Here is a 26,715-nt window from a genome sequence, read left to right on the forward strand (position 1 = left end):
AAGGGATGACGCTGGTACGGGAACGGGAGAAGGGACCAGGGCGTCCTGCACGGTCGGCACGAGTCTGGTTCCCGGAGTGCCTCGGGGACAGATCAGTTCTGCTTGATGCGGTTGGTGAGCTCGGAGACCTGGTTGAAGATCTGGCGCTTCTCACCCATCAGGGAGCGGATCTTGCGATCGGCGTGCATCACGGTGGTGTGATCCTTGCCGCCGAACTCGGCCCCGATCTTCGGCAGCGACAGGTCGGTGAGCTCCCGGCACAGGTACATGGCGATCTGTCGGGCGGTGACCACGGTCTGGGTGCGCGAGGTGCCCATCAGGTCGTCTCGGGTGATCCCGAAGTAGCCGGCGGTCACGGTGATGATCCGGTCCACGGTGACCGGGGCCTCCTGGCCGTCGGGGATGAGATCCCTCAGGACCACCTCGGCCAGGGACATGTTGACGGGCTGCCGGTTGAGGCTGGCGAAGGCGGTGACGCGGATGAGGGCGCCCTCCAGCTCGCGGATATTGGTCTGGATCCGGCTGGCGATGAACTCGAGCACGTCGGGACTCACCGACAGCCGCTCGGAGGCCACCTTGCGTCGCAGGATCGCGATCCGGGTCTCCAGGTCGGGTGGCTGGATGTCGGTGAGCAGACCCCACTCGAACCGGCTTCGCAGCCGCGGCTCGAGGGCCTCCAGGAGCTTCGGGGGGCGGTCGGAGGTCATCACGATCTGCTTCTGCGCGTTGTGCAGGGTGTTGAAGGTGTGGAAGAACTCCTCCTGGGTCTGGATCTTGTTCTCCAGGAACTGGATGTCGTCGACCAGCAGGACGTCGACGTCGCGGTAGGCGCGTCGGAAGTCGTTGGCGGTGTTGGTGCCGATGGCATTGATGAAGTCGTTGGTGAGCTCCTCGGTGGAGACGTACCTCACCTTGACCTTGTCGTAGTAGTTGACGACGTAGTGGCCGATGGCGTGCAGCAGGTGGGTCTTGCCCAGTCCGGAGCCGCCGTAGATCAGCAGCGGGTTGTAGGACTTGCCCGGTGACTCCGCGACCGCGACCGCGGCGGCGTGGGCGAACCGGTTCGAGGCGCCGATGACGAAGGTGTCGAAGGTGTACTTCGGGTTGAGGCGCATCAGCCCGTTGGCCTCGCCGGCCAGTCGCTCATCGGCGCTCTGCGGCCGGTAGGGCAGGGCGTCGGGATCCCCGGGATTGACCTTGGGGACGAACTCGGCCGGGGGCAGCTCCTCCTCGGCCTCCTGCGGCGAGGAGTCGGGGGCGCCAAGGGCCAGCTCGATGTCCGGGTCGATGGTGATGGCCAGGTGGATGGGCCGCCGGAAGTGGTCGGACAGCAGTTCCTCGAGCTCGCTGCGCATCTTGGTCTCGATGCGGTCCCGGGTGAACTCGTTGTGGACGGCGATCATGGCGGTCGAGGTGTGCATCGTCACCGGGCGGCTGTTGGTCAGCCAGGCGCGGTTGGCCGGTGAGACCTTGCGGATGATCGAGGACCAGGCGACGACGAGGTCGGCGGTCGGATCACCGGGTTCATGGGCGCTCATCGGTGGCGGCAGGATGGCATCGGGATGGGGGGAGGTCCCGACGGTGTTCGGACCGGGCTGTGAGGGCCCGGTCGAGTCGTGCTCGATGTGCTGGTGCCCGGCCTGCGGATCCTGTCCGGAGCCCGGGTAGGACGTGTCGCCCTCGGAACTGGCCTCCGTCATACTCGCCACCTGGTTCTGTCGCTCGCTCGTGCAGTGTCCATCCGGTCCCCCGTCGGCGTTGCCGTGGTCGGCGACCGGTTGTCGGCTGTGCCCCCGGCATCCCGAGCTCGTGCGGCCCGTTCCCAGTTGTTCACACCGTTGTCCACAGGACATGGTAGCGGCGGACGGTCGCGGCCTGTCTCCGAGGACCCGGGCTGCGATCGGGCGCCCGGAACCACTCCTGCCATCATTGCTGTCCGGGATCGGCGTGTCGAGTGGACTACTCCGGTGTGATTCAATATGGGTTCTGTTCGAGTTGCCCCGGACGGGGTTGGACTCGTATCGTTGACAAGTCGCCGTCCTTGGCGACTCTTTCCTCCGCGCCCGTCCGGGCGCCCCGGACACAGGGCTGCGGGTTCCGCCGTCACTTCCGGGTGATCCTCGAAACACAAGGGAGAATATCCCGTGAAGCGCACCTTCCAGCCCAGCAATCGTCGCCGTGCACGCAACCACGGTTTCCGTTCCCGGATGCGTACCCGCTCGGGTCGCTCCATTTTGGCCGCCCGTCGCCGCAAGGGTCGCGCGAAGCTCTCCGCCTGAGATCTTCCATGCTGCCTGCCCGCTGCCGGGTGCATCGGCCCGGTGAGTTCCGTGCCGTGACGCACCGCGGCGTCCGGGCCGGTCGGTCCACGCTCGTCGTGCACGCCTCCCGGACCGGTGGTCCGGGCGTGCGCGACGGCGTCACACACCCGGAGTTGTCCACAGATGCTGTGGACAACTCCGTTGACGCTGTGGACAGCCGGCCGCGTGTGGGCTTCATCGTCTCCAAGGCGGTCGGGAACGCGGTGACCCGCAACCGGGTCAAGCGGCGTCTGCGTCATCTCAGTCGCGACCTCCTCGGCGCAACCCCCGATCACACCCTGGTGGTGGTGAGGGCGCTTCCGGCGGCCTCGACCAGTCCGGAGTCCGTGCCCGGGGATCTGGCCGACGCATGGCGGTCGGCGATGCGCAAGGTCGAGCGGGATCGACGTCGCTCGGCCGACCGGTCCACCTCGGCGCGCCCCTCCGGCGCACCCGCCGGCGGCCCCGGTACCGCCGGGACACGAGGATGATCCCGATGACTGGTCGACTGGCCGTTCGACGGTTTCGTCCGGTGACCTGGTTGGCGATCGGGTTCGTCAAGGTCTGGCGCCTGGTGATCTCCCCGATGTACGGCAATGTGTGCAAGTACAAGCCGAGTTGTTCGGCCTACGGCCTTCGGGCACTCCAGGTGCACGGGGTGCTGCGCGCCACCCCTCTCATCGTGTGGCGGATCCTGCGCTGCAACCCCTGGTCCAACGGCGGCTACGACCCGATTCCCGGAACACCCGAGGCCGACGAGTGGGCCGAGCGCCAGGCGGAGCGGGTTCGCGACGTCGCCTCCAGCCGTTCGGGGGTGTGCGGACCAGAGGGTGGTGCCAGCACCGACTCCTGCGCGGTGTCCGCGTCCCTGCGCGTCGATGAGGATGCACAATTGGACGAGATGACGACCGCTGACGGTCGGCACCGCCCGGAGCCCTCCGGGCCCCACACAGTCCCCGGGTCGCACGATCCGGACGATTCCGCGGACAACACCGCGACCATGAACCATTCCCGGGCCGGCCGGCCCGGGAAGTACCTGCGGGACGGCGGTCTTCCGTCTCTCGCGGGGTACACCCGCTGATACCTCTGAGGTGAAGAACTGATGATGAGCCCGCTGGTCATTCTTGGCCTGTGGAGTGGACTCCAATCGCTTGGCCACGCCATCATGATCCCGCTGTACTGGGCGGTCTCCGGACTGCTGGTACTTTTCCACAAGATGTGGTCGCCGCTGCTCGGCGCAGACTCCGGATGGTCCTGGACCCTGGCGATTGTCTTTCTGACCATCTCCATCCGAATCATCCTCATTCCACTGTTCGTCAAGCAGATCAACACGTCTCGGCAGATGCAGCTCATCCAGCCGAAGATGAAGGCCATCCAGGAGAAGTACGGCGACGACCGTGAGCGCTCCGGTCAGGAGATGGCCAACCTCTACAAGGAGGAGGGGGTCAACCCGACCGCCTCCTGCCTGCCCCTGCTGCTCCAGATGCCGATCTTCCTGGCCCTGTTCCGGGTCCTCGACGGTGCGTCGAGGGGGATCGCGCGCGGCAAGTTCTTGGTGGAGAATCCCGATCTGCTGAACTCGCTGCGTCACTCCAAGATCTTCGGCGCGAATCTGTCGGGCCGGTTCCTGCCGTTGAATGATGGTTTCGGCGGCACTCAGATCGTGGCCATTGTCCTCATCATCATCATGGTGGTGACGCTGTTCTACACGCAGCTCCAGCTGATGCGGAAGAACATGCCGCCCGAGGCTCTCACCGGGCACATGGCCCAGCAGCAGAAGATGATGATCTACCTGTTCCCGCTGATGTATCTGTTCACCGGCGTGAGCTTCCCGATCGGCGTCATGCTCTACTGGTCGACCACCAACCTGTGGACGCTGGGACAGCAGGAGATCCTCATTCGGAGCAATCCGACACCGAACACTCCCGCCTTCGTCGACTGGCAGGAGCGGATGCGCGCCAAGGGCAAGGATCCCGACGAGATCGAGCGGCGTCGTCGCGAGAAGGGACGTCGCAAGTCCGTCAAGGCGACCACTGTCGCGGCCGGTTCCGATGAGTCCGGATCGGCCGTCGTGGCCCGCCAGGGGGGCGTGACCCGCCAGACCGTCCGCAAGGCCAGCGACGGCACGAAGCAGGTGGTGCGGCGACAGCAGCCCACCCGCAAGACTCGTGCCGACCGCAAGCATTGAGGTCGGGTCCCCCAGTCGCTGACGGTCATGGGATCGTCACCATTGTCACCAGGTTGCGGGCCCTACCGTCCGCTGGATGAAGGAACCAATTTCATGAGTGAAGAGAGTGCACAGCCGCAGGCCGACGTCCAGGTTGATGACGCGGTGGCAGAGGTGACGATCGAGTCGACCCAGGTGGGCGAGGAGCCCGTGGAGGTCGTCTCCGAGGTGGTCGTCGAGCCTGCCGATGAGGCAGATGCCGATGCACAGGCGCCGGCTCCGGAGGAGGTGGACGTGGTCGAGGTCGTCGAGGAGGATGCCCCGGTGGTCGTGGTTGAGACTGCCGAGGCCGCCGAGCCTGCCGGGGATGTCGCCGGCGAGGCTGAGGATTCCGGGACCGACGACACCGAGGGTGCGCAGGCCGCCCCCAAAGATGCCGAGGAGTCCGAGGAGGGCGAGGAGGGCGACGTCGATCCTCTCGATGAGGAGGGCGATATCGCCGCCGACTACCTCGAGGAGCTCCTCGACATCGCCGATCTGGACGGTGACATCGACACTTATGTGGAGGCCGGGCGTGCCCACGTCTCCATCGTGACCGATTCCCAGACCCTGGTCGGCAAGGACGGGAAGGTGCTGGAGGCCCTCCAGGAGCTGTCCCGACTCGCCGTGATGACCGAGGCCGGTCACCGCTCGCGGCTGATGCTCGACATTGCCGGGTACCGCGAGGTGCGCCGTAAGGAGCTGCTCATCCTGGCCACCGAGGCGATCGCCTCGGTCAAGGAGAGCGGTGAGCCGGAGCACCTGGCCCCGATGAATCCGTTCGAGCGCAAGATCATTCACGACGCCGTGGCGGCAGCCGGACTCTCCAGCGAGTCGGAGGGTGTGGAGCCCCGCCGGCATGTGGTGATCTCGGCCTGACCCTAGTTCGGCAGAGCCTGGTTTCTCCTGAGGCTGGTTTCCATTGAGGCTGGTTCAGGCAGAGCCTGTTGCGCGCTCCCCATCTGAACCTGCTGTGCGTTCTCGGTTGAGGGCGTGTGGGAGTGGCTGCCTGTAGGCCGAGGGTAGTGGGACGGAGGTATTCAGTCGAGGGTGTGCCCTTCACGGGGGACGTCGGGAGTCCGTTGATGCGGACCTCGACGTCCCCCGTGGTGCATTTACCGTGCTGAGCGTTCTGTGGGGAGCTGTACGGGAGCTGTACCCGTGGTGCGTTCCCAAGGAGCGTGCCGTTGATGGTGCCTTCCACCGTGGCGTCTTCCGCTGCGGTGTGCTCCGATGTGTTCCGTCGGTGCTTTCGCAGAGTGGGGCCCGGGAGGCATGGCTTCCGCATCACTCGGGCCAACTGCATCACCCCGCACATATGGGCATCGGATGAAAGCATGCGCACAGTCCGTCGATGAGCGGAAAGGGCATTTGTCGATAAATAGACATGTCGGCGAAGCGATGGTGAACCCGGCGGCCTCATGCGCTGGGGCCCAGCTCGCATCGGTGTCGCTGCGAGCGCTGTCTGCATCGTGAGCCTGTCCTGCTCAATCCTGGGGATGGTGTGCTGGTCACGAGCAGTGTCCCAAGAAGTGAGTCTGGTGGACTCAAGACTGAAGACTTCGACTCACGCACGGAGCCGGTGACAGCTGGGCCAGGGAGAGTGCGGGTTGAGTTGGATAGCTGCCGGTCGTGCCCCTCGGTGGGGGCTCGGTCTGGGGGTCTAGACGCATGAGTCCTTAAAAGTGTGCAGGGAGAAGTGATTGAAACTGAGCCTAAATGGACTGGAGGCGTGCCCCGGGCAGCACTCCAACAGCTCTGGTGACCCCGTTCGGTACGGCATTGCAGCAAGTGGTGTGTGGGGTGTTGATCATGGTCCGGGTAGGAGCGTTGCCGGAAGCTGACGGGGCGCACCAGTGACCCCTGTCGGTCTGGTGATCATGGTTGGGCAGGCGAACCGGCGCTGGATCCGCACGTGACCCGTCGCTCTGGCGGGAGCATGGTCCGGCTCCTCGGTCGTTCGAGGGGTGTGGGGTTGCGAGTGTTGCCGCGGCGCTTGGCACGAAGCGATGAGATGGGAGTCCTCGCACGTGCGAAGAGCGAAGATGTCGGGAAAGATGGAAGGCATGGCAACAGAGGATTCCGAACTTCAGACTGCGGCTGAGGTGTTCGACACCGGACTCGCGCAGATAAAGCAATATGTCGACATATTGACATCGCGCGGTGTGGAGTGGGGCCTTCTGGGACCCAAGGAGGCTCCGAGGGTGTGGGAGCGGCACATTCTCAACAGTGCCGCTCTGACCTCTCTCATCCCGGAGGGATCGCGTGTTGCTGATGTGGGCAGTGGCGCTGGACTTCCTGGAGTCCCTCTGGCCATCCAGCGCCCCGACCTGCGGGTGACTCTCATGGAGCCCCTGCTCAGGCGGTTCAACTTCCTCAGCCAGGTGGTTGAGGAGCTGGGTCTTGGGGATCGCGTCGATGTTCTTCGCGCCCGGGCTGAGGACTGCGATGAGCTTTTCGACATCGTCACCGCCAGGGCAGTCGCGAAGCTGCCGACCCTCATTGGCTGGACGAAGAGCCTCTTCCTTCCCGATGGGTACCTGCTGGCATTGAAGGGAGTGTCGGCTGCCGACGAGGTGAAGGGGTCGGCCAAGGCGCTGAAGGCCGGGGGCCTGGAGGCTGAAGTCCTGGTTGTGCGTTCTCATCCACAGGCACAGGTGACACACGTCGTGCGAGTTGGCAGGAGCAACTGACCCCGGGTTGTTGTCACAACGCCCGGGCTAGTACAGCTAGTGGGCCGTTGTGACTGGAGGTCGCGACATCGTCGATGTCGTCCCGGAGTCCAGTAGCGGCGCACTGAGAGTGGCCTGCCAGCGGTGCGTCCTGGTGATCAAGGAGGCCCGCGTGGGACTGCGGCGACGGTCAGGGCTGTGTCCGTGCCGTTGTGAGTGCGGCGGACACGTGTTCCGGTTGGGCAGCGCGGAACTCCGCGAGCTCCCCACTGAGTGGCGCGAGAAGCGGTTGAACGAGAAGCGGCTGGGTTGAGTTCGCCGTACATCCCGGCGCTCGGGTCGGGTTGGGAGGGGCTCAGCCGGAAGGCCTTCAACCGATGCAGCGACCTGCGGAGTGAGAATCAGATGGGTCCCCAGACATCTCCGAATGTATGTGGATGTTTCACGTGAAACATTGAGGGGGACTCGTCGGTGACAGCGGCCGTCGGTCGGCGCACTGAGAGGGGGGGCCAGCGTCCGCTGAGTCACCGAACGGTTGTGAGGAGCACCTGATCAGGGTGTGCCGGGTGATCTTGGATAGTGTCGCCAACAGATGGAATGGGCGCCCGCACGGCGAGTGACTGGCTCGACGTCCCGGGGTCCACCAACACGCCATCCATCGTGAACACCACTTCATCGCGAACACACTGCGGGGAAAACACTGCGGTCCCAAGGCGAGTGGGCTGAACTCGGGTGTTGCCGATGATGAACTCGGGGTGAGCCTTGGGGCGGGCAGGTCAGGGTGTCGTGGCACGGCGTCGGGAGGCCGACTCTGAAGTCTGGGTCCGGAGTCCAGGGCGGGACGAAAGCCACAGCCGAGCAGCGTCGTGAGAGTGGTTGGGCTGACACAGCGGCGGGCAAAGTGGGCCGAGGTTAGCTGGTTGAACCGGGAGGTTGGCACACCGTCTTACGACGAGTCGCGGAGCTACGCCGACTAACCCTCGACGTGTGCGGGGCTCAAGCGGTGGACAGCCTGTGGATATGTGGATAAGTCGACATCGGGGCCGGCGGTAGTCCCGCCGTCGATCACCTGGGGAAGAGAGCGTCAGGTGAAGACTCTCAGTGGGAGAGCGCAATGAGGACCATGTCGGTGCCAGGTGCCAGGTGCCAGGCGTTGCGAGCCCTGGCTGGTGCACCCGGTGCGGCCCGGAAGGCGAGAGGCAGCAATGATCCCTTCAAACCAGGTCTGCGATCCGTGGCGCTGCCTCGACGATGCAGCCTCCTGTGGATAACTGTTCTGAGTCAGGGGAAGTTATCCACAGCTGGACTGTGTCGTGATGAACCTGGGGTGACCCACGGCTAGAGTGTCGTTGCGGCCCGCGGTCAGTCGGCAGAGTGTGGAACACGCGATGTTTCACGTGAAACATCGATGCTGCATGTGACTGCGATGGGCATGTACATCCACTCCACGCATAGCCACGGAGGATATCCATGAAGGACGAGGTCCCGGTCTACAAGGACGCTCCCAAACGCGCGGCCTTCGAGGTGTCAGACGTACCGGAGCAGCAGAGCCACGAGGCCGACAAAGCAGATGAGGCCGAGCTGCGCACTCTTCCATTGACTCTCCCCCGGCCGACGACTCGGCGTGTGGTGGGAGTGGCGAACCAGAAGGGTGGAGTCGGGAAGACCACGACGGCGGTCAATCTCGCAGTCGGCCTGGCGATGGGTGGACTGAGGGTCCTGCTTATTGATGTCGACCCGCAGGGGAATGCCTCAACGGCCCTGGGGATTCCGCATGAGATCGGAACACCCGGCACCTACGAGGTGCTGGTCGACCAGGAGAAGATCTCCCCACTGGCGCAGATGAGTCCCGAGACTCCGGGGCTGGAAGTGGTTCCCGCCACGATCGACCTGTCGGGTGCGGAGCTCCAGCTCGCCATGGCTCAGAATCGGGAGAGGCGGCTGAAGGACGCCATCGATGAGCACCTGAAGGACCATGACATCGACTACGTGATCCTCGACTGCCCGCCCTCTCTCGGACTGCTCACCATCAACGCCCTCGTCGCAGCTGACGAGGTCCTGCTCCCCATCCAGTGTGAGTACTACGCGCTTGAGGGGGTCACTCAGCTGCAGCGCACCATCACGGCTGTTCAGAAGGCGTTTAATCCGCAGCTGACACTGACCAGCATTCTCATGACGATGTTCGACAAGCGCACCCGTCTCTCGGCCGATGTGGTCGAAGAAGTGCGCCAGCACTTCCCAGGTGAGGTGATGACGACGCTGGTGCCACGATCCGTTCGTGTTGCCGAGGCACCCAGCTACCAGCGGTCCGTCCTGACCTATGAGCCACGATCAACGGGAGCAGTGGCCTACCGGGCGGCCGCCGCCGAGTTTGCCAAGCGACACAGCAAGACCACGGTCAGTGCTGGTCAGACCGGGACGGCAGGGAAGTCAACATCCAAGGGACAGCGGAAGAAGAGGGCATAAACCATGGCGAGCAAGCACCAGGGTGGGCTGGGACGAGGGTTCGGCGAGTTCTTCCAGCCATCGGCACCGGTCGACACCAAGCCCGTTGAACCCATCCCTGACAGCACCGTGACCAAGGCCGACACTGACGCAGCGACACTGACGCGGCCATCCGGACATGAGGATGCCGCGGGCCGGACTCCAGAGGAGACCGAGACGACCGGCTCCTCGACCGACAGTCACGCTGACCAGCAGAATGGCTCGCGGGCCTCAGAACTAGCACACGACCAGGCGGATGCCGCACTTGAGGAACCTCATCGTGACGGCGGGTCCGAGACCGAGGGCACGGAACTGGTGGATGGTTCTCGTCTTCAGTCGGTCGCTGTGAACAAGATCCATCCCAATCCACGGCAGCCCCGTCGTACCTTCGACGAGGAGGCACTCCTCGAGCTGTCTGAGTCGATCGCCGAGGTCGGTTTGCTGCAGCCCATCGTGGTGCGTCCAGAGGGCGACAGCTATGAGTTGGTCATGGGCGAGCGCCGCTGGCGGGCTACCCGGCTGGCGGGACTCGAGAGGATTCCCGCAATCGTCAGGACCACTGAGTCCAAGGATCTACTGCGTGACGCCCTGCTGGAGAACCTTCACCGTGCTCAGCTCAATCCCCTCGAGGAGGCTGCTGCCTATCGGCAGCTGCTGGATGACTTCGAGTGCACCCAGGACGAGCTGTCCAGAAGGATCAAGAGGTCCCGATCGCAGATCGCCAACACTCTGCGGCTCATGAGGCTGCCGAGACCCGTCCAACGGCACCTCATCGATGGATACCTCACAGCCGGCCACGCTCGCGCACTCCTCGGTGCCAAGGATGCGGAGGATCAGGTCAGCATCGCTGAGGAGATCGTCGATGAAGGGCTCAGCGTAAGAGCCACTGAAACCTTGGTGAAGTCCGTCAACGACTCGAAGACCACGGTGAAGCCGCATATCCGCCGCAAGCCCCGAAGCGACGAGGTCGCCCTTCAGCTGGCCACTAGGCTTGCCGATGTCTACGACACCGAGGTGAAGGTCAAGCGCAGGAAGGGTCGGGGGACCATTACCCTGGGCTTCGAGGACGACAACGACCTTGATCGCCTCATGGGGATCTTGGAGCGAACCCAGGAGTCAGCGGCAGATCACTAGATCTATATATCGATTTGTCGACATATAGACGTGTCGGTAGTGGTCCCGCTCAACGGGGGACGCGGTTGGCAAGCCTGCACCCGCCTTGGCAGGCGGGCGTCACAGGACCCGGTGAGTGCCACGGGGCCCGGTTGTGCGCTGAAGGGTGACGAGTGGCGCAGTGTGAGAGCGGCAAACGGCACGGCGGGTTCAGGATGGGCACTGTGTCCATGATCACAAGCTCTCCCGGCAAGGCCCATGCCGAGCCTGACGAAGGTGCGACTTGTCCGGTCGCCGTGCGCGGGTAAGGGGCCAGCGACTCATCCACGCTGTGGTCGCCACGGTGCTGCCCTGGTGTCCATTCGCTTTGGGCGGCAGTGAGCCTTGTGGGTGGGCCCCGACGGCACGTCTGCGTGTTCAGAGTTGGTCGAGTGCCGGAAAAGAGCCTCTCAGTGCCGCTGCGAGAGAGCCGCAGAACAATCAGATCATGCTTCTAGCTGAGAACAATAGAAGATGATCATGCTGGCATGGAGATGTGGATCATGATCGGCGCCGCTGTGGCCACCTGACTACTTAGCTTTGGTTCCCAGTGGGCCAGGCCACAGGAGTCCGCGTGCGTCAGCTCTTGCTGACAGCAGCACAGTACCCCGACCGGCGCACATGCCTCTCCTACAGTCTGAGGGAGCTGGCTGTAAGTGGCTCGTCAGGCAGACAGTTTGGCGCTGCGTTGTCTTGGCGACAGGTGGGACTGGTCGGTCAGGAGGAGAGTGTCACGGGCCTCGTCTTGGCGGCAGGTGACACCCACTCGCCTCGGCGAGGGGTAGAACTGGCGGCTCTTGGTAGCGGGCCGCCAGGCCCCCTCGTCAACCACGTGTGCCGACCGGGGGCGGTTGGTCCTCAGGCCTGTTCCGGAGAGTCGGAGTAGTAGGCGGTCGACTCCGCGATGCGGCGGTTCACATCGGTGCGCGCGTAGTGCTCTGCGACGAAGGACAGGAATGGCACGGTCCCGGCCAGGGCGATGATGGCCAGTCTCCACAGCGGCCAGCCCGCTCTCCTTCCCAGCATGTACGCGGTGATGAGCAGCAGTGCGTACAACCACCCATGGGCGACGCCGACCACACTGGTCATCTGGGGGATGTCGGCGAAGTACTTCAGGGGCATGGCGACGCAGACGAGCACGATGAGGAGAGTCCCCACGACGTAAGCCATCACCCGGTAGCGCAGCAGGGCGCTACGGACCGCGGGAATGTCGTCTGGCAGGATCCAGGGCTCCTGATCGTCGGGGCCGGACTGTGTGGGTTCGGATCCATCGTCGGAGGCTCGTGGCTGGTCGGGGGTCTCATAGAACGCGTCATTGGTGACGTCGTCGACAGGATGCTGCTCGGGCACGTCCCTCAGGCTACTCGGACGCCGGTAGGGGCCTCGACCACTGCGAGGAACCGCCTGCCGAGGTCGGCAGCGACATCTGCAAGGGCCGAGTCGGCCGCCCCGATCTGCTGGGAAGCAGTCAGCGCCGTCTCCCGTGACGCACGGACCTGCCATCCCGACGTCTCAGAGAGCCGCAGCCACCCGTCGAAGATGGACTGATCGGCCTCGGGGTGGAACTGGACTCCCCAGGCGCGCGGAGCGAACCGCACCGCCTGGGGCTGGCCGGTGGGGTCGCTGGCCAGCCGAGTCGCACCCGTGGGCAGGCTGACGGCGATGTCGTCATTGAAGTGAATGGCCTCCGATCCCGCGAGGCCGCCGACAAGAGGGTCCTCCCGGCCCTCGTCGAGCAGTCCGACTGGAGTCATTCCCAGCGTGACGTGATCGCTGCGGCCCACCTCCCCACCGAGTGCGACGGTGGCGAGCTGAAGTCCGAGGCACACTCCGAGGAACGGTGTTTCACGTGAAACACTCGAGCGGATCAGTTGTCTGACAGCTGGCAACCAGCCCCAGACATCGTCGTCCAGGCAGTTCTGCGTGCCACCCATCACGACCAGAGCGTCGGCGTCGTCGATCGACTCGGGTACTGGCTGGTGCCACGCCTCGATGACATCCAGGGTGCAGCCGAGATCGGTCCACACCCGCTGGAGGTGACCCAGCGGGCACTCAGGTTGGTGCACGATGACGCGGATCAGAGTCATGACGAGGATCCTAGGCAGATGCCCGTGTCGAGCGTGTTACCACCCTGGACGCCCGGAATCGTCACCTGGACGCCTGGAATCGTCACCTGGACGGTATGACTCCAGCTGGGTGCCCTGCAGTGACTGGCCGGTTGACGCCGGAACCACGGTCAGTGCCGTGCGTTCCCACCGTTGCGGTTCTTGTCTGCCGCCCGGGCGAAGACGATCGACATCCCCAGGGCGAAGGCCGCGAAGGCCCACCACTGCAGCGCATAGCTGCGGTTGCGTGCCCCACCGTCGGTCTTCGGCAGCGGCAGGGTGGCCGCCTGCATGCCTCCGCGTGCGGCGTCGTCCTTCCCGAGGGTGATGTAGCCCGGCACCATCGGCTCCGGCCACGACTGGGCCAGCACCTCGAGACGCAGTGCCGGCAGGATGGAGGCCGGCATGTGCACCGACGGGCTCTGTGCCTCGGTGGGTTGGGCATCGGATGCGAGCAGGACGCCGACGAGGGTCACGGTGCCGCTGGGTGGCGCGGTGACCTTGGAGACCTGGCTCACCTGCCCGCGGACCACCGGAATCACCTCACCCGAGGTCATCCTCAGTCCCGTCACGACACGCAACGGGTAGGAGGTGCCGACCAGGACCTGGGTGTCCTTGAGGTAGCTGCCCGTCACCTGGACGCGGCGTCCGTAGACGTCGCCGGCCTCACTGTGACGCTGCTGGTTTCCGGACCACATGACCGGTTGCTGGCTCGCGCGAGCCTGGGCGGTACTCGCCCGCTGCGACTCGAAGACGTTCATCTGCCACAGTCCCAGCCCCGTCATCACCACGGCCAGCACCAGTCCGAGGGTGACCAGGAGGAACTGGGTGAGGCGAACCGAGACCTTGCCCGAGCGTCCACGACGTGCGGCCGACGGCGATGCACCTTCCCGGGAGGTCCGCGACACAGGTTCGGTGGGATCAGGCATCGTGGGCGGCGTCGGAGACCAGACGGGAGCAGACCTCCGCCAGATCGACACCGGCGGCTCGCATCCCCACCGGCACCAGGGAGGTGCCGGTCATGCCGGGGGCGACCCCGGCCTCCAGGAAGACCGGTCGTCCGTGCTCATCGATGATGGCGTCCACCCGCGAGATGCCGTTGAGATCGAGGGTCTGCTGGACGGTCCGGGCCATCTCGGCGGCGGCCCGGGCCTGGGTCTCGGTGATGTCCGCCGGCGCGGTGAGCCGGGTCTCCCCGGCGGTGTACATCGACGCGTAGTCGTAGACGCCACTGGCCGGCCTGATCTCCACGGCGGGCAGCACCTCGGTGCCCTCCCGGGTGGTGAGCATGCCGATCGCGAGCTCGGTGCCGGTGATGAACTGCTCGATGACGACCATGTCGTCATAGGCGTAGGCGGTGGCCATCGCCTGCGGGAGGTCGGCGGCGTCGGTCACCTTGGTCACCCCGAGGCTCGACCCGCCCCGTGCGGGCTTGACGATGAGAGGCAGCCCGATGCGCTCGGTGAGGGCCTTGACGAGCTCGACCGCCCCCAGCTCGCGGAAGATGTCATGTGGGAGTGCCGCCTGACGAGGCGTCGTCACCCCGGCCCCGGCCACGATCCTGGTGGCGATCGACTTGTCGAAGGACACCCGGCAGGTGGCCGGTCCCGAGCCCACATAGGGAATCCCCAGGAGTCGCAGCACCTCGGGCAGGGCGCCGTCCTCCCCGACCCCGCCGTGCAGCATCGGGAAGGCCACCAGCCCCTCGGTGCCGAGCAGGGTGGGGACCAGACCGGAGTCGACGTCGGTCTCCACCACCGTGTGACCGGCCCGGCGGAGAGCCTGGGCCACGGTGCGGCCGGACTTCAGGGACACATCTCGTTGGTGGCTCAGACCACCGGAAACGACGACGACGGGGTGCTTCATGGGGCCCATTCTGTCAGGAGGTACCGACCGACGTCGGACCGACACCTCGCGAGCTTGTGACGGACCGCACCACGGCCCACATGACAGACCGCAACCAGCTCCCACCGGCGACCCGCACGACGTCCTGCACGATGCCCCGCGCTGCAGCGGGAATCCCGGCCCACCGTCACAGTGAGTTGGGCCCGGGGCCGAGATCGCGGGAACGCGAGCCGACAGAGGGTCCGACACCGAAGGTCTCGCGGATGTCCAGCTCGCGTCGCATCACCCCGGCGAGCCGGTCGACACCCAACCGGATGCGCTCGGGAGTCGGGTAGCAGTACGACAGCCTCATGTTCTGCTGTCCCCGCCCGTCGGCGTAGAAGGCCGTGCCGGGGGTGTAGGCGACCAGCTCGGTGACCGCCCGTGGCAGCATCGCGGTTGAGTCCAGCCCGTCGGGCATCGTCAACCACACGAAGAAGCCCCCCGAGGGGTGGGTCCAGGTGGTGCCCTCGGGCATCTGCTCGGCCAGCGACTCGAGCATGGCGTCGCGCCGCTGGCGGTACATGTCGATGAACACCCGAACCTGCTTGCGCCAGTCCCAGCTCCTGAGATAGGTCGCCACCGCGAACTGGCTGAACACCGGCGGGCACAGGGTCGCCGACTCCTGGGCCAGCACCAGGCGTTCGCGCACGAAGGTCGGTGCCAGCGCCCAGCCCACCCGGAACCCGGGTGCGAAGGTCTTGGAGAAGGATCCCAGGTAGACGACGTTCTCGGGAGTCATCGAACGTAGCGTCGGCAGCGGGTCACCGTCGAGGTTGAGCAGGCCGTAGGGGTTGTCCTCGACGACCAGCAGATCCAGTCGTCGGGCCTCCTCGGCCAGCGCATGGCGCCGCTCCAGGCTCTGCGAGATCCCCGACGGGTTCGAGTGGTTGGGGATCGTGTAGAGGAACTTCACCCGCTTGCCGGCCCGACGGGCGGCGCTCACCTTGACCCTGAGGTCCTCTGGATCGATCCCCTCCTCGTCCATCCCCACGTGGACCACCTGAGCCTCGTAGGAGGCGAAGGTGTTGAGCGCCCCGACATAGCTCGGCGACTCGGCCATCACGACGTCCCCGGGATCGCAGAAGATCCTGGTGACGAGGTCCAGCGCCTGCTGGGAGCCACAGGTGACGGTGACGTCGTCCGGGTCGGCGTGGACCCCCTCGACCGCCATCACCTGACAGATCCCCTCGCGGATCTCGGGCTCCCCCTGCCCGGAGCCGTACTGCATCACCTGGGCGCCCCGGGCGCCGACGAGATCCTTGAGGACGTCGCCGACGACGTCGAGCGGGAGGTCGCTGATGTTGGGCATGCCACCGGCCAGGGACACCACCTCGGGACGGTTGGCAACCGCGAACAGGGCGCGCACCGGGGAGGTCTTGAGGCCCAGGGTGCGGTTGGCGTACAGCCGGTGGAAGTGGTCGAAGGTGGTGTCGATGCGGGTCTGGTGGCGGGTGGGCTGCTGCTCGTGAGGTGTCATGTCGGTGCGCTCGCTGCTCGTGCTGAGGGTGGTGGGGGTGGGGTGCTGCGAACCGGCGCGGGCCGGCTCAGTAGCCGCTGCGGCCCCGGCAGCCTCGGCGGCGCCCGCAGCGGGAGCGATGAGGTGTGCGAGGTCGGGTGTGGTCTGGCTGAGTCGGTCTGTCATACTCACCCGGCTACTGTGCCTCAGAATCCGGTCCGGTACATAGAATGACACGGCTGAAATTGTGCGGTTTCTCACTCCGCGAGCCTGTCCGGTGGCAGTGGGGTGCCCGCTCGAGTGGCCGCACCGGCACCCTGCGGGGACGAGGTCGACGCGGTTCTGGAGCCCGGCTGTCGGGGATGGCGGGTGTGCGGCAGGATGGGAGCACGGTCCGGGAACCACTCGGATGCTGCTCCAGGGCAGGAGGTCCGGATGCCCCTCAGGCGATTGCGCCCCGTCACGCGGGATCTGGTGGATCGACTTCGCGGTCTCCCGGACGATCCGGCCGCTCATATGTGGGGGCTGGGCCATGGCGATCCGCTGCCCGACTGGGCCGAGGCGGCACTGGAGACCTGGGGAATGATCGGCGTCAGCTACCACGGCCCCGATGGACTCGGATTCCTGCTGGTCGCACCGGGCGACGTCCTGCCCCCCGGCCATCAGATGGGGCGGATCCCTCGGGCGCGAGGAGCCGCCGTCGTGGTGGCCGCCCTTGCTCCCCAGCCCGGGCACAGCAGGGACGCCGGCTCCGGACACGGTCGCAATGGCGCGGCCGGACACGGTACTGGGCGCGGCAATGAGTCTGGTGGTGGCTCTGGGCACGGTGCGGCGGCTTTCGGCCGGCACGGTCGAGATGGCAAGAACGGACATGACCGCTGGCACAATGTCGACAAATCGACCAACCGACATGACGACTCGTCAGACTGCGGCTGGGGCGCGGCCGGCGGAGCCGCGGAGGATCGTGACCCCTTCCACTCGGTGGCCGGTGGCCATCAGCTCACCAGCTTCCTGGTGGGCCGACTCCATGGCAGCGTGACGGCGATCGAGGCCGGCGGGGTCGAGACGCTGTCGCGCGACCCACGGGTCGCCCCGACCACCTGGTGGGAGCGTCTGGGGTTCAGGCTGGTCGACCCGCTGGATGCCGCACCGGTGCGCAGACTGCAGCTGGACCTGCGGCACACCGTGGTCGCCGACGACTGGGGTCGCCGGATCCTGGGATGGGTGAGACGGTGGTCCCCCGAGGTCTCGCCCGAGCCCAACAGCGCCCAGAGGCAGTAGCGCCCGCGGCGGTGGTGCTCAGAGTGGGCTGCGCGGAGACTGGGGGCCCGGAGCACGAAGCCTCCAACGCCGTGGCGCTCAGACCCGTGGTCCCGACTCGCGGCGTCCCTCCCGGCCCGGACTGACCACCTGCCGAGGATCCGTCCGGTGACTCAGTTGGCGGTGAGGTTGAACTGGAAGGAGTACAGCGCCGCGTTGTACACGTGGGAGCCGTACTCGATGACCTGTTCCCTGGCGTCATAGGCGGTCCTCTGCATGGTGAGCAGGGCCGCTCCGGCGGAGATCGCCAGCCGGGAGGCGTCCGCGTCGTTGGCCGACCGTGCGCCGATCGCCTGCTCGGCGGCGACCGGACGCAGCCCGCGCTCATCGAGGCAGGCGTAGAGGCCGAACTGACTGAGCTGGGTGAGGGAGGGGGCGATGTCGGCTCTCAGCAGGTTGGACATGAAGGCCAGCGGGCGCTCGTCGATGAGTCGGAGTCGTTCGATCCGGACGATCTCGTGGCCCTCCTCGCAGTGCAGCAGGGCGGCCTCCTCGTCATTGGCGAGCCGCACCTGGTAGCTCATCACCTGGGTGTGCGGTTTGAACCCGGACTTCACCAGGTCGTCATTGAGTGAGGTCAGGGACAGCGAACGCCTGACATGGGAGGGGGTGACGCGGGTGCCGGCGCCGCGTCTGCGGGTGAGCAGTCCACGCGCGACCAGGTCCTGCAGGGCGCGCCTGGCGGTGGGCCGTGAGACGCTGAGGCGCTGGGCCATCGACACCTCGTCCTCGATGAGCCGGCCGGCCTTGAGGGCCCCCGACAGGATCAACTCCTCGAGGGGTTGGGAGATCTGCCGGTAGAGCGGATCGGCGGAGTCGCGGTCCAGATCGATCTGCGGGATGAAAGGCTGGTCTGCCTCACCGTCGGCAGCTGCGGTTGAAGTCGTCGTCATGGCCTTTGGATGGGGTTGGGAGGGCGGGCTCGCGGTCCATGAGAGAACATAAAGCCAGTATCAGTCGAACGTCCCACAGTGTAGCGACGGGAGGTTCGTTCGGCAGTGAATTTGTGACATGACATGCGGAGCCCGGAAAAGGCCGCGGACGGCGGCCGGTTCCGACGAACCGGCCGCCGTCCGACGCCCCTGTGACCGACGCCGGGCGGCGTCGGTCTGTCGAGTGAACTCAGAGACCGAAGGTCTCGTGCAGGTACTTGCGGGCGTTGAGAGCCTGGACGAAGGGATCGGCCAGGGCCGGGTCCTGCTCGGCCTCGATCATGAACCAACCGTGGTACCCGGCGTCGATGACCGGCTTGAGGAGCGGGCCGTAGTCGGTGGCGCCGTCGCCGGGGATGGTGAACACCCCGGCCAGCACGGAGTCCAGGAAGCTCAGGTGCTCGTCGTGGGCCTTGGCGACCATCGCCGGGCGGACGTCCTTCATGTGCACGTGGCCGATCCGGTCCGCGTAGCGGGTGGCGATGTCTTGGGGGTCCTCGCCGGAGAACAGCAGGTGGCCGACGTCGAGCAGCAGCTTCACCTTGGAGGGATCGGTGTTGTCCATCAGCCGGTCGATCTCGGCGGTGGTCTGGACGCCGGTGCCCATGTGGTGGTGGTAGGCGATGATGAGGCCGGCCTCGGCGGCGCGGTCGCCCAGCTTGTCCAGCCCGGTGGTGAGGTTGTCCCACTCCTGGTCGGTGTAGGTCGGCTTGCCGTCGAAGATCGGGATGTCGCGGCTGCCCTGGATCGTGTGACCCTGCTCGGCGACATTGATGCAGTCGGCGCCGAGGGCCGCCATGTAGTCGCGGAAGGCGATGAACTCCTTCTCGACCTTCTTGTAGGGCTCGGTGGTGAGGTGGAGACCGCACCAGGCGGCGGCGATCCGGATGCCGCGCATCTCGAGCTGAGGCTTGAGGACGGCCGGGTCCTTGGGGTACTTGTTGCCGATCTCGGTGCCCTGGAACCCCGCCAGAGCCACCTCGGAGAGAATCTGCTGGTAGGTGGTGTCTCCTCCAAGCGATGGCATGTCATCGTTGGTCCAGCCGATCGGGGCGATACCCAGCTTGATGGTGCTCATGATCTCCTCGCAGTTGCCGGGGCGGATCGCGCGGACGCTCGTCGTCCGCCAACTCCGACCGCCCGGATGGGCGCAGCCGTCAGTCGTTGACGTCGGGACAAGTCTGCCTTGACATGCCGTCTATGTCAATACATTTACTCCCTGTCGGCGTACACCGGGGGTGGGAGAGGTGCCGAGATGATGCCGGGACCCTGCCGGCACGGCGTCGGGCTCGGTGTCCGTGGTGGATCTGGCGGCCAGGGACGGGGGCTCTCGGTGCACAGTCCCGCTTTGTGTGCACAAAGCCCTGCGGGATCGGTTAGGATGATCCCCGACACCGTGAACGACCACGGTTCGAGTGAATTCTGGTTCCAATGAAGGACTCAAGAATGTCGGTACAAATTCCTGAAACCATGCGCGCCGCTGTGCTGCGGAGCATCGACAAGGGGTTGGAGGTGCAGACCATCCGGACCCCCCACCCGAAGGCCAGCGAGGTACTCGTCAAGGTCAGCGGATGCGGTCTGTGCCACTCCGACCTGCACGTGATCAGCGGGGCGATCGCCTTCCCGCTGCCCGCGGTGCTCGGCCACGAGGTGGCCGGCGAGATCGTCGAGGTCGGCCCCGGCAATGAGCACAATGCACTGGAGGTGGGACAGCGGGTGGCCGGCGCCTTCCTGATGCCCTGCGGCCAGTGCGAGGCCTGTTCCGAGGGACGCGACGACCTGTGCGCCCCGTTCTTCGACCTCAACCGCATCCAGGGCAAGCTCTACGACGGCACCACCCGGCTGGCCGATCTGGACGGCACCCCGATCGCGATGTACTCGATGGGCGGCCTGGCGCAGTACTGCGTCATCCCCTCCACCTCCGTGACACCGGTCCCCGACGCCATCGACCCGGTCTCCGGGGCCATCCTCGGCTGCGCGGCGATGACCGCCTACGGTGCGGTGCGCCGCGGCGCCGACCTGCGCTTCGGCGAGACGGTGGCGGTGGTCGCCACCGGCGGGGTGGGCTCCAACATCATCCAGATCTCCAAGGCCTTCGGAGCCAAGCAGATCATCGCCATCGACGTTGCCGACGACAAGCTGCAGGCCGCCCGCGCTCTGGGCGCCACCGACGTCGTCAACTCGATGACCGCCAATGTCCACGACGCCGTGTTCGCCGCCACCGGCGGCCGCGGGGTCGACGTCGCCTTCGAGGCCCTGGGCCGCCCGCAGACCTGGGCCTCGGCCCTCGACGCGCTGCGCGACGGCGGCCGGATGGTCCCGATCGGGCTGGGTGCCGGGGTGCAGACCGCCGAGGTCGAGATCAACCGGACGGTGCGCCGCTCCCAGTCGATCCTGGGCAACTACGGCGCCCGGACCCGCCAGGACCTGCCCGAGGTGGTGCGGATGGCGGCCGCCGGAGCGATCAACTACCAGGAGATCGTCACCCGCCGGTTCTCCCTGGATGACGTCGCCCAGGGGTACGACCTGCTGCGGCAGGGCCACATCCAGGGCCGTGGAGTGGTCGACATGTCGCTCTGACCTCCTCGATGAGGGGTCCACGGTCCAGCGGTGTGACCACCCGATGAGCCGTGCTGCCGGCACGATGCCGGCCGTGCGGATACTGGGAGCGGGATCGGCGTCGGGAGCGGGATCGGCGCCGGATCCCGGGACACGCTCAGGGCGATGACCGCAGCCGGGGCATGGGTTCGGTCGGGGCCATCAACACGCTCAGGGCACCGATCCCTGGGGTGTCCCCAAAGAGGGGATGGCGGCTCGCCAGGAGTGCCCATACGGTGGTGGCATGTCCGCACCTGGACCCGCACCTCGGATCGGCCACCCGATCCAACGCTCGTGGGGCCCGTGACGTGAGGTCCATGTCCTGGAGCCCGCTGCGGTGGGTGTCGCGTCCAGTGACCCCGCACCTGGACCGCACGGCCGATGTCATCGGCTGTTTCATGAATGGCCTGGGTCTGCTCTGGGGAATCGGCGCCACCGGATTCCAGTGGTTCCACCACCAGTTGACGCCGCGCGACGGCGTCATCGTCGCCACCCTGCTGCCCCTCACCGCGATCACGACGGGATGGATCGCGACCGCGGTCGTCCGGAGGTGCAGCGCCCGCGTTCCCCTGGTGGTGCACACCGCGGTGTGCTTCCTCTCGGTGCTGGTCTTCCTGGGGTTCTGGGAGGCCTCCCCGGGGCAGTTCCTCTCCCCGATGACCTTCGCCGTCGAGCTCGGTGCCGCCGCGGCCTGGACCTGCCTCACCTGGCCGGTGGCCGTCGTCGACCAGCTGTTCACGGTGAGTCTCGGCGGCGTGGTGATGGCCCGGACCGGGGCGGTGGGCCAGATCGAGGCCGTCGTCCTCAATATCGGCAACTCGGCCTACTACGGTGCGATCGGGCTGGTGGCGACGATGGCGTGGACCGCCATCGTCTCGGCCGTCCAGATGGCCCAGCGCGCCAGCGACAGCTCCGCGGCAGCGGTCTCCCAGCTCGTCACTGCCCAGGAGGCCGCCGCGGCGTCGAGTCGGTGGGACGGCGTCATCCACGATCACGTGCTCAACGCCCTGGCCACGGTGGCCCATCCGGGACTGGTCTGCGAGCAGGCCGCCCGGACACTGTCGCGCGAGGCTCTTGACGCCCTCAGTCAGGACCAGATCCATCCCCCGGCGAGGGGCCTGTCCGCAAGACTGGTCGACGCCGCCCGGTTGCGCGGACTGGACGCCGACATCGACATCACCGGGGAACCGCCGTCGTCGATCGTCGGCGTTCTGGGACGAGCTGCCGAGGAGGCGCTCACCAACATCTCCCGACATGCCGGGACGGCGTCTGTGCGGGTGACAGGGCGGTTCACGCCGGAACATGCCGAACTCGTCATCAGGGACGACGGATGCGGATTCGACCCCGACCGGGTGCCCGATACCCGGCACGGCCTGCGGGGATCGATCGTCAGCGCGATGGAGGTCAGAGGGGGCCGGGCCCGGATCGACTCGGCCCGGGGCCGGGGCACGACCATCACCCTGCTGTGGGACGATCCCCGAACCGAACCGGTTCATCTGGCGCGGTTCTGGTCCTTCCGCGCGATGGTCGTCTTTCTGGCTCAGGCCCTGGCCATCAGCCTGTTTCTCGGCTGGTTCGTGAGCGAGGACGTCATCGAGACCAGAGTGCAGATCGGGTTGACGGTCGTGCTCATCGGCCTCGTGGTCGCCGCCTTCTGCTGGGGTCCACTCGGTCGCAACGCCAAGGTCGTCATCACGGTGCTGACGGTGTGCTGCCAGGTCGCGATGCTCGGGAATCTGCGCACCGGCACGGTCCAGTCCTGGCAGGAGTGGTTCATCGGATTCGGGCTGGGAGTGTTCGCCCCCCTCGCATGGCGGACCATGAGGAGATCCTGGGCGGTCGTGGTGGTGGCGAGCTGGCCGGTGGTGACAGTGGTCGGCACCCTGATCAACGGGGCGAGTCCCTTCTGGGTGATGCTGAGCAGGGGAAGCTCCTACACCTGGCCGTTGACCCTCACCATCGCCGCGGCCTGGGCGGGACGCAGCATGAGGAGCTCCCTGCGCGAGATCGCTCACAGCCACCAGGCGACCCTCGACACCCTCCGACGACGGGCCCGCGCCGATGCCACCCGACACGAGACCGAGCGGCGGCTGGCCACCATCAAGGGGGCGCCGATGGAGATGCTCGACTACCTGGCCTGCGGAGGAGCGATCACCGGATCGGTGAAGCAGCAGTGCAGCCTGTTGGAGGCCTCCACCCGCGACCTCCTGGTGGCCCCCTTCATCCTCGACCACACCATGCAGGCCCAGTTCCAGCGGGCCCGACGCCGGGGAACCCGGGTCACCATCACCGGCGGCGAGGCGATCGAGGATGCGTCCCTGGACGCCGCCCAGGCCTTCCGGCGGGCCTGCGCGATCCTGGCGGAGGTGGCCGGAGCCGGCCAGCGGCTCACCTGCCGCTGGCATCCCGGCGCCGAGGGGGACGCCGCCACCGTGGCGCTGGTCAGTGAGAACGGTGCGACGGTCGGTGACGTCGTCGACTCCACGGGCGAGCAGGGTGGGCAGTCCTGGCGGCAGACCGTTCTCGCACGGCTTCGGGACGCCACCGGGAGGAGCACGCCGGGCACGGCGGGCACGGCGAGCCCGGTGCCCATCGAGATCATCGACGCCGATGGGGATCTCCTGGTCCTGATCGGCGCCGTATGACGGCCGGGTCTCACAGGATCGTGCTGGCCACGAGGATCCCGGCAATGATGTCGACGACTCCCAGAACCATCCAGCCGGTTGATCTCACGCTCAGGCTGCTGGCCTTGCCCGCCTGCCAGATCACCAGAACTCCGAAGACCGGGCCCGCCAGCAGGAACCCGGTCACCGCGAGGATGCCCGCGTTGCGCCTGTGCTGGAGCCCCTCGCTCCGCTGAGCCGATCTCCTTGGGACAGTTCCTTGGAACACTGGTGATTCTCCATCTCCTGTGCACACCTGTCGGGGAGAGGATCCTGAACCCGAGGTGATTCCCGGAGAATCGGTCGAGTTATGATGTCAGGCGTCAATCGCCAGCCCCCGTGAAAAGGGTATGAATTGAGGGGATCCGTGGTCCAGAGACCATCCGTCCCCGATCCCGGGTACACGAGAAACAGGCGCACAGGCTTCTCCCGATCTGTCCCCTCAACAGGGGATGGTCGGGGGTGGGCACACCTCAGTAGCCTCGCCTCATGTCGTCATATCGCCCCGCAGCCAGATTCGTTCCTGCGCCGGGTTGGCCGGCGTCACCGGAGCCGGGATATCTTCCCCCATTGGGCTGGATTCCTGACCCACAATGGCCGGATCCCCCGAAGGGATGGGTGTTCTATGTCGACAGTGCCGGACACCCGGCCGCACCGCCCGCAGGGGCATGGGTGCCTGCTCCTGGACGCACCCCGCTGCGAGAGAGGATCGGGCGCAGGTGGCTGGTCGCAGCCGGCGTCGGGGTGGTGGTTCTCGCACTGGCGCTCGGCGGCGGGTTCTGGTGGCTGAACAGGCAACCCACGATGGCTCCCGACGAGGCGGGCAACGTCTTCTCACCAGCGATCATGGGTCTCACCAACAACTCGTACTACGGCAGCATCGACGGCAATGGCCAGTACTCCGGTGACGAGGTCAGGGCGAACCTGAGTCGGACAAAGTTTCACGGCGACGCCCTCAACTCCTGCATCAGTGCTGTCAAGCAGAAGATGACTCATGTGGACATGCTGCAAGTGCTCGCATCATCTCAGCGGCCGACTGATCATTATCTGTTCGGACCGGCCTGGGGTCATTCTCAGTCGAGAACCGTACTGGGTGCAGTACTCGCATTCGACTCGCCACGAGATGCGGAGGACGCCCTCGGCGATCTGGACTACTGGAAACCGTGTCTCACGATGAACACCGCGCAGAACAACTCCGGGGCGACCGATGAGACCCATGACCAGGGCAGGAAGAACGGGGCCGACTGGGTAGCTCTCGAGATGCGGACGACATTCTCCACCAATGGTGATGCACTGCCCACCGAGGGCTCGAGCTCCTCCTCTGGACTGGCGACAGGAGGGTGCCTCGTACGTTATGGAAATACCATCACTCTGGCGGCCAGGAAGGCCGAGGACAAGGGCGGCGCCGGCTCGCCATCGCTGTCCGACATCGACTGCGCCGGGTTCGCGCAGAGGGTCAGCAGTCGCATCGACCACCTGGCCTGACAGACCCGCGTCACTCACGCCGCGCCGTACCGGCGGGGTCCGGACCTGTCCCCTGTTCAGGGGACAGGTCCGGCATCTCCCCTTGCCCGGCACGACCGGAGTGACCACTTTTCGCTCACTGCCACCGAGCGTTACCGTGTCGTGTCACCATGCTGGCGTGACAAGCATGATGCACGCTGATAACGGACCGTCTGCTGCTCGCCGTTCGGCCGCCGCGCCGTCGAGCAAGCCCCCGACCGGCTGTGAGCATTCGCTTGTCCTGGCTGCCGTCGACGACGTCCCGGTCCTGCTCGAGGGGGTGCGCGTCGTCCTGGCGACACGGATGCCGATCGCCGACTACACCTGCGCGGCCACCGTCGACGAGCTGCTGGCCAGCGGCATCCGACCCGACGTCGTGCTGCTCGACATCCGTCTCAACGACGGCTCCCTGCCGCACCAGAACGTCACCCGGATCGTGAGGGATCTCGGTGCGCCGGTGCTGATGTTCTCCCAGGAGGCGCAGCCCAGCGTTCTGCAGGCCTGTCTTGCTGCCGGTGCGGCCGGGATGCTGGAGAAGAACGCCGACGCCGACACCCTCGCCGAGGCGGTGGCCACCGTCGCCGGTGGCGAGCCCTGGCTGTCCCAGGAGTGGGCCCAGGTGGTGTCCGACCCGACCTGGATCATGCCGCACCTGGCAGAACGCGAGCAGGAGGCACTCAGGCTCTTCGCGGCCGGACTGAAGGCCGCCACCATCGCCCGCAGGATGGGCGTCCAGGGTGACACCGTCGGAACCTGGCTCAAGCGCATCCGGGGCAAGTACATCGCGGCGGGCAGGCCCGCCCCGACCCGGACCGATCTGTACATCAGGGCAGTGGAGGACGGGTACTGCGAGGGCCCCCAGCCTCACTGAGGCGCACCCTCGTGCGCGCCGATGATCTGCCCGCGAGTGGTCCACGACGGCCACCGTGGCGTCTGTTGCGAGTCCTGGCCCCCAGTGGGGGCCGGCGTCTGGACCGGACCTCCGACCTGACTTGTTGCATTGGCTTAGTGCCCCGCATCGGACTCGATCGCGTTGATGATGGCGCGGGCCTCGGGTGTGGTCTGGGGCTTGATGGTGTGAAGCGAGCCGTTGATCTCCAGGGTCGCTGAGCGTAGTGGGGCGAGGGTATGGACGATCCGTTTGACCGACAGGCCGGTGACCTGTCGTAGGTAACGCGAGACTGCCAGGGCGGCGAATGCCGTGGTCAGGTGGGCCTCGATGGAGTCAGAGAGCCGGTGGAAGATGGGCCGGGCCCGCAGGTCGGACTTGGCCATGCGGAAGGAGTCCTCGACGTGCCAGAGGTCGTGGTAGGCCCCGATCACCTGGACCGGAGTCATCACCGATACTGGAATATTGGTCACGTATCCCTTCAACCCGACCAGTTGGCGGGCCCGGTCGATCGCCTTGTGATCCAAGGACAAGCCGTTCGCCGATGC

23 protein-coding genes are annotated in these 26,715 nt (G+C 66.5%); 13 read left to right on the forward strand and 10 right to left on the reverse strand.

Annotated features, from left to right (window positions below; genetic code table 11):
- Positions 1-92: 92 nt before the first annotated feature.
- The gene (gene dnaA, locus H590_RS0110695) at positions 93-1,538 is read right to left on the reverse strand and encodes a chromosomal replication initiator protein DnaA (RefSeq protein ID WP_028703556.1); all 1,446 of its coding nucleotides are present in this window, start codon (positions 1,536-1,538) and stop codon (positions 93-95) included.
- A 606-nt stretch (positions 1,539-2,144) separates the two neighbouring features.
- Here dnaA and rpmH point away from each other — a divergent pair.
- The 8 genes from rpmH (at position 2,145) to H590_RS16190 (ending at position 10,796) form a co-directional block, all read left to right on the forward strand.
- Positions 2,145-2,279: a 50S ribosomal protein L34 gene (rpmH, locus tag H590_RS17975; protein ID WP_084149452.1), complete on the forward strand. Its 135-nt coding sequence runs from the start codon at positions 2,145-2,147 to the stop codon at positions 2,277-2,279.
- 8 nt (positions 2,280-2,287) lie between these two features.
- Positions 2,288-2,791, forward strand: a complete 504-nt coding sequence (gene rnpA / locus H590_RS17980; protein ID WP_084149453.1) for a ribonuclease P protein component — start codon at positions 2,288-2,290, stop codon at positions 2,789-2,791.
- Complete coding sequence (yidD, locus tag H590_RS19440; RefSeq protein WP_414973621.1) at positions 2,788-3,381, forward strand: membrane protein insertion efficiency factor YidD; 594 nt, start codon at positions 2,788-2,790, stop codon at positions 3,379-3,381. Before rnpA ends, yidD begins: the two co-directional genes overlap by 4 nt.
- A 21-nt stretch (positions 3,382-3,402) precedes the next feature.
- On the forward strand, positions 3,403-4,488 hold the full coding sequence (gene yidC / locus H590_RS0110710) for a membrane protein insertase YidC (protein ID WP_028703557.1): 1,086 nt from the start codon (positions 3,403-3,405) through the stop codon (positions 4,486-4,488).
- 309 nt (positions 4,489-4,797) lie between these two features.
- Positions 4,798-5,385, forward strand: a complete 588-nt coding sequence (locus H590_RS0110715) for a Jag family protein (RefSeq protein WP_084149459.1) — start codon at positions 4,798-4,800, stop codon at positions 5,383-5,385.
- Between the two features lie 1,178 nt (positions 5,386-6,563).
- A complete protein-coding gene (rsmG, locus tag H590_RS0110720) occupies positions 6,564-7,199 on the forward strand; it encodes a 16S rRNA (guanine(527)-N(7))-methyltransferase RsmG (protein ID WP_028703559.1) in 636 nt (211 codons plus the stop codon).
- 1,443 nt (positions 7,200-8,642) lie between these two features.
- Positions 8,643-9,644, forward strand: a complete 1,002-nt coding sequence (locus H590_RS16185) for a ParA family protein (protein ID WP_051238515.1) — start codon at positions 8,643-8,645, stop codon at positions 9,642-9,644.
- Positions 9,645-9,647: 3 nt separating this feature from the next.
- The gene (locus H590_RS16190; RefSeq protein WP_028703560.1) at positions 9,648-10,796 is read left to right on the forward strand and encodes a ParB/RepB/Spo0J family partition protein; all 1,149 of its coding nucleotides are present in this window, start codon (positions 9,648-9,650) and stop codon (positions 10,794-10,796) included.
- 876 nt (positions 10,797-11,672) lie between these two features.
- Here H590_RS16190 and H590_RS0110735 read toward each other — a convergent pair.
- From H590_RS0110735 to H590_RS0110755, 5 genes are all read right to left on the reverse strand, one after another.
- A complete protein-coding gene (locus H590_RS0110735; protein WP_232020889.1) occupies positions 11,673-12,164 on the reverse strand; it encodes a DUF3817 domain-containing protein in 492 nt (163 codons plus the stop codon).
- 5 nt (positions 12,165-12,169) lie between these two features.
- The gene (locus H590_RS19180; RefSeq protein WP_084149456.1) at positions 12,170-12,901 is read right to left on the reverse strand and encodes a type 1 glutamine amidotransferase; all 732 of its coding nucleotides are present in this window, start codon (positions 12,899-12,901) and stop codon (positions 12,170-12,172) included.
- A 149-nt stretch (positions 12,902-13,050) separates the two neighbouring features.
- Positions 13,051-13,848 (reverse strand): SURF1 family protein, encoded by a 798-nt coding sequence (locus tag H590_RS16200; RefSeq protein ID WP_084149457.1) that lies wholly within the window; start codon positions 13,846-13,848, stop codon positions 13,051-13,053.
- Positions 13,841-14,785, reverse strand: coding sequence for a D-alanine--D-alanine ligase family protein (locus H590_RS0110750; protein WP_028703562.1), 945 nt, complete (start codon positions 14,783-14,785; stop codon positions 13,841-13,843). The genes H590_RS16200 and H590_RS0110750 overlap by 8 nt, the downstream gene beginning before the upstream one ends.
- Positions 14,786-14,951: 166 nt before the next feature.
- Entirely contained in the window at positions 14,952-16,283 is a 1,332-nt protein-coding gene (locus H590_RS0110755; RefSeq protein ID WP_028703563.1) for an aminotransferase-like domain-containing protein, read from the reverse strand.
- Between the two features lie 414 nt (positions 16,284-16,697).
- Between H590_RS0110755 and H590_RS17420 the strand changes: the two genes are divergently transcribed.
- Entirely contained in the window at positions 16,698-17,543 is an 846-nt protein-coding gene (locus H590_RS17420) for a hypothetical protein (protein WP_126412711.1), read from the forward strand.
- Between the two features lie 152 nt (positions 17,544-17,695).
- Here the strand turns inward: H590_RS17420 and H590_RS0110765 are convergent, their stop codons facing one another.
- Both H590_RS0110765 and iolE read right to left on the reverse strand, forming a co-directional pair.
- Positions 17,696-18,475, reverse strand: coding sequence for a GntR family transcriptional regulator (locus tag H590_RS0110765; protein WP_028703565.1), 780 nt, complete (start codon positions 18,473-18,475; stop codon positions 17,696-17,698).
- Between the two features lie 229 nt (positions 18,476-18,704).
- Positions 18,705-19,592 carry a myo-inosose-2 dehydratase gene (gene iolE / locus H590_RS0110770; RefSeq protein ID WP_028703566.1) on the reverse strand — a complete coding sequence of 296 codons (888 nt, stop codon included), beginning with the start codon at positions 19,590-19,592 and terminating at the stop codon, positions 18,705-18,707.
- Positions 19,593-19,960: 368 nt separating this feature from the next.
- Between iolE and H590_RS0110775 the strand changes: the two genes are divergently transcribed.
- A complete protein-coding gene (locus H590_RS0110775; RefSeq protein WP_028703567.1) occupies positions 19,961-21,094 on the forward strand; it encodes a zinc-binding dehydrogenase in 1,134 nt (377 codons plus the stop codon).
- Positions 21,095-21,429: 335 nt separating this feature from the next.
- Positions 21,430-23,757, forward strand: coding sequence for a sensor histidine kinase (locus H590_RS0110780; RefSeq protein ID WP_161626021.1), 2,328 nt, complete (start codon positions 21,430-21,432; stop codon positions 23,755-23,757).
- A gap of 10 nt (positions 23,758-23,767) precedes the next feature.
- On the opposite strand, the gene H590_RS16210 is transcribed toward H590_RS0110780, so the two are convergent.
- Complete coding sequence (locus tag H590_RS16210) at positions 23,768-23,923, reverse strand: hypothetical protein (RefSeq protein ID WP_154655321.1); 156 nt, start codon at positions 23,921-23,923, stop codon at positions 23,768-23,770.
- A 524-nt stretch (positions 23,924-24,447) separates the two neighbouring features.
- Between H590_RS16210 and H590_RS18670 the strand changes: the two genes are divergently transcribed.
- Together H590_RS18670 and H590_RS17995 are read left to right on the forward strand one after the other, a co-directional pair.
- The gene (locus tag H590_RS18670) at positions 24,448-25,260 is read left to right on the forward strand and encodes a hypothetical protein (protein WP_161626022.1); all 813 of its coding nucleotides are present in this window, start codon (positions 24,448-24,450) and stop codon (positions 25,258-25,260) included.
- Positions 25,261-25,426: 166 nt separating this feature from the next.
- Positions 25,427-26,149, forward strand: coding sequence for a response regulator (locus tag H590_RS17995; protein WP_161626023.1), 723 nt, complete (start codon positions 25,427-25,429; stop codon positions 26,147-26,149).
- Between the two features lie 134 nt (positions 26,150-26,283).
- On the opposite strand, the gene H590_RS0110800 is transcribed toward H590_RS17995, so the two are convergent.
- Positions 26,284-26,715, reverse strand: a 432-nt coding sequence (locus H590_RS0110800) for an IS1634 family transposase (RefSeq protein WP_028703324.1), incomplete at its 5' end; no start/stop codon positions are given.

Source organism: Acidipropionibacterium jensenii DSM 20535, from assembly GCF_000425285.1.
Taxonomy (GTDB): domain Bacteria; phylum Actinomycetota; class Actinomycetes; order Propionibacteriales; family Propionibacteriaceae; genus Acidipropionibacterium; species Acidipropionibacterium jensenii.

What these genes read in the sequence shown, in the direction of transcription:
- H590_RS17995 (WP_161626023.1), top strand. Translation starts at nt 25,427, where the DNA reads ATGATGCACGCTGATAACGGACCGTCTGCTGCTCGCCGTTCGGCCGCC.
- rnpA (WP_084149453.1), top strand. Translation starts at nt 2,288, where the DNA reads ATGCTGCCTGCCCGCTGCCGGGTGCATCGGCCCGGTGAGTTCCGTGCC.
- iolE (WP_028703566.1), bottom strand. Translation starts at nt 19,592, where the DNA reads ATGAGCACCATCAAGCTGGGTATCGCCCCGATCGGCTGGACCAACGAT.
- H590_RS16200 (WP_084149457.1), bottom strand. Translation starts at nt 13,848, where the DNA reads ATGCCTGATCCCACCGAACCTGTGTCGCGGACCTCCCGGGAAGGTGCA.
- H590_RS16190 (WP_028703560.1), top strand. Translation starts at nt 9,648, where the DNA reads ATGGCGAGCAAGCACCAGGGTGGGCTGGGACGAGGGTTCGGCGAGTTC.
- yidD (WP_414973621.1), top strand. Translation starts at nt 2,788, where the DNA reads ATGATCCCGATGACTGGTCGACTGGCCGTTCGACGGTTTCGTCCGGTG.
- H590_RS0110780 (WP_161626021.1), top strand. Translation starts at nt 21,430, where the DNA reads ATGTCCTGGAGCCCGCTGCGGTGGGTGTCGCGTCCAGTGACCCCGCAC.
- H590_RS0110750 (WP_028703562.1), bottom strand. Translation starts at nt 14,785, where the DNA reads ATGAAGCACCCCGTCGTCGTCGTTTCCGGTGGTCTGAGCCACCAACGA.
- H590_RS0110755 (WP_028703563.1), bottom strand. Translation starts at nt 16,283, where the DNA reads ATGACACCTCACGAGCAGCAGCCCACCCGCCACCAGACCCGCATCGAC.
- rsmG (WP_028703559.1), top strand. Translation starts at nt 6,564, where the DNA reads ATGGAAGGCATGGCAACAGAGGATTCCGAACTTCAGACTGCGGCTGAG.
- yidC (WP_028703557.1), top strand. Translation starts at nt 3,403, where the DNA reads ATGATGAGCCCGCTGGTCATTCTTGGCCTGTGGAGTGGACTCCAATCG.
- H590_RS17420 (WP_126412711.1), top strand. Translation starts at nt 16,698, where the DNA reads ATGCCCCTCAGGCGATTGCGCCCCGTCACGCGGGATCTGGTGGATCGA.
- H590_RS0110775 (WP_028703567.1), top strand. Translation starts at nt 19,961, where the DNA reads ATGTCGGTACAAATTCCTGAAACCATGCGCGCCGCTGTGCTGCGGAGC.
- dnaA (WP_028703556.1), bottom strand. Translation starts at nt 1,538, where the DNA reads ATGAGCGCCCATGAACCCGGTGATCCGACCGCCGACCTCGTCGTCGCC.
- H590_RS0110765 (WP_028703565.1), bottom strand. Translation starts at nt 18,475, where the DNA reads ATGACGACGACTTCAACCGCAGCTGCCGACGGTGAGGCAGACCAGCCT.
- H590_RS19180 (WP_084149456.1), bottom strand. Translation starts at nt 12,901, where the DNA reads ATGACTCTGATCCGCGTCATCGTGCACCAACCTGAGTGCCCGCTGGGT.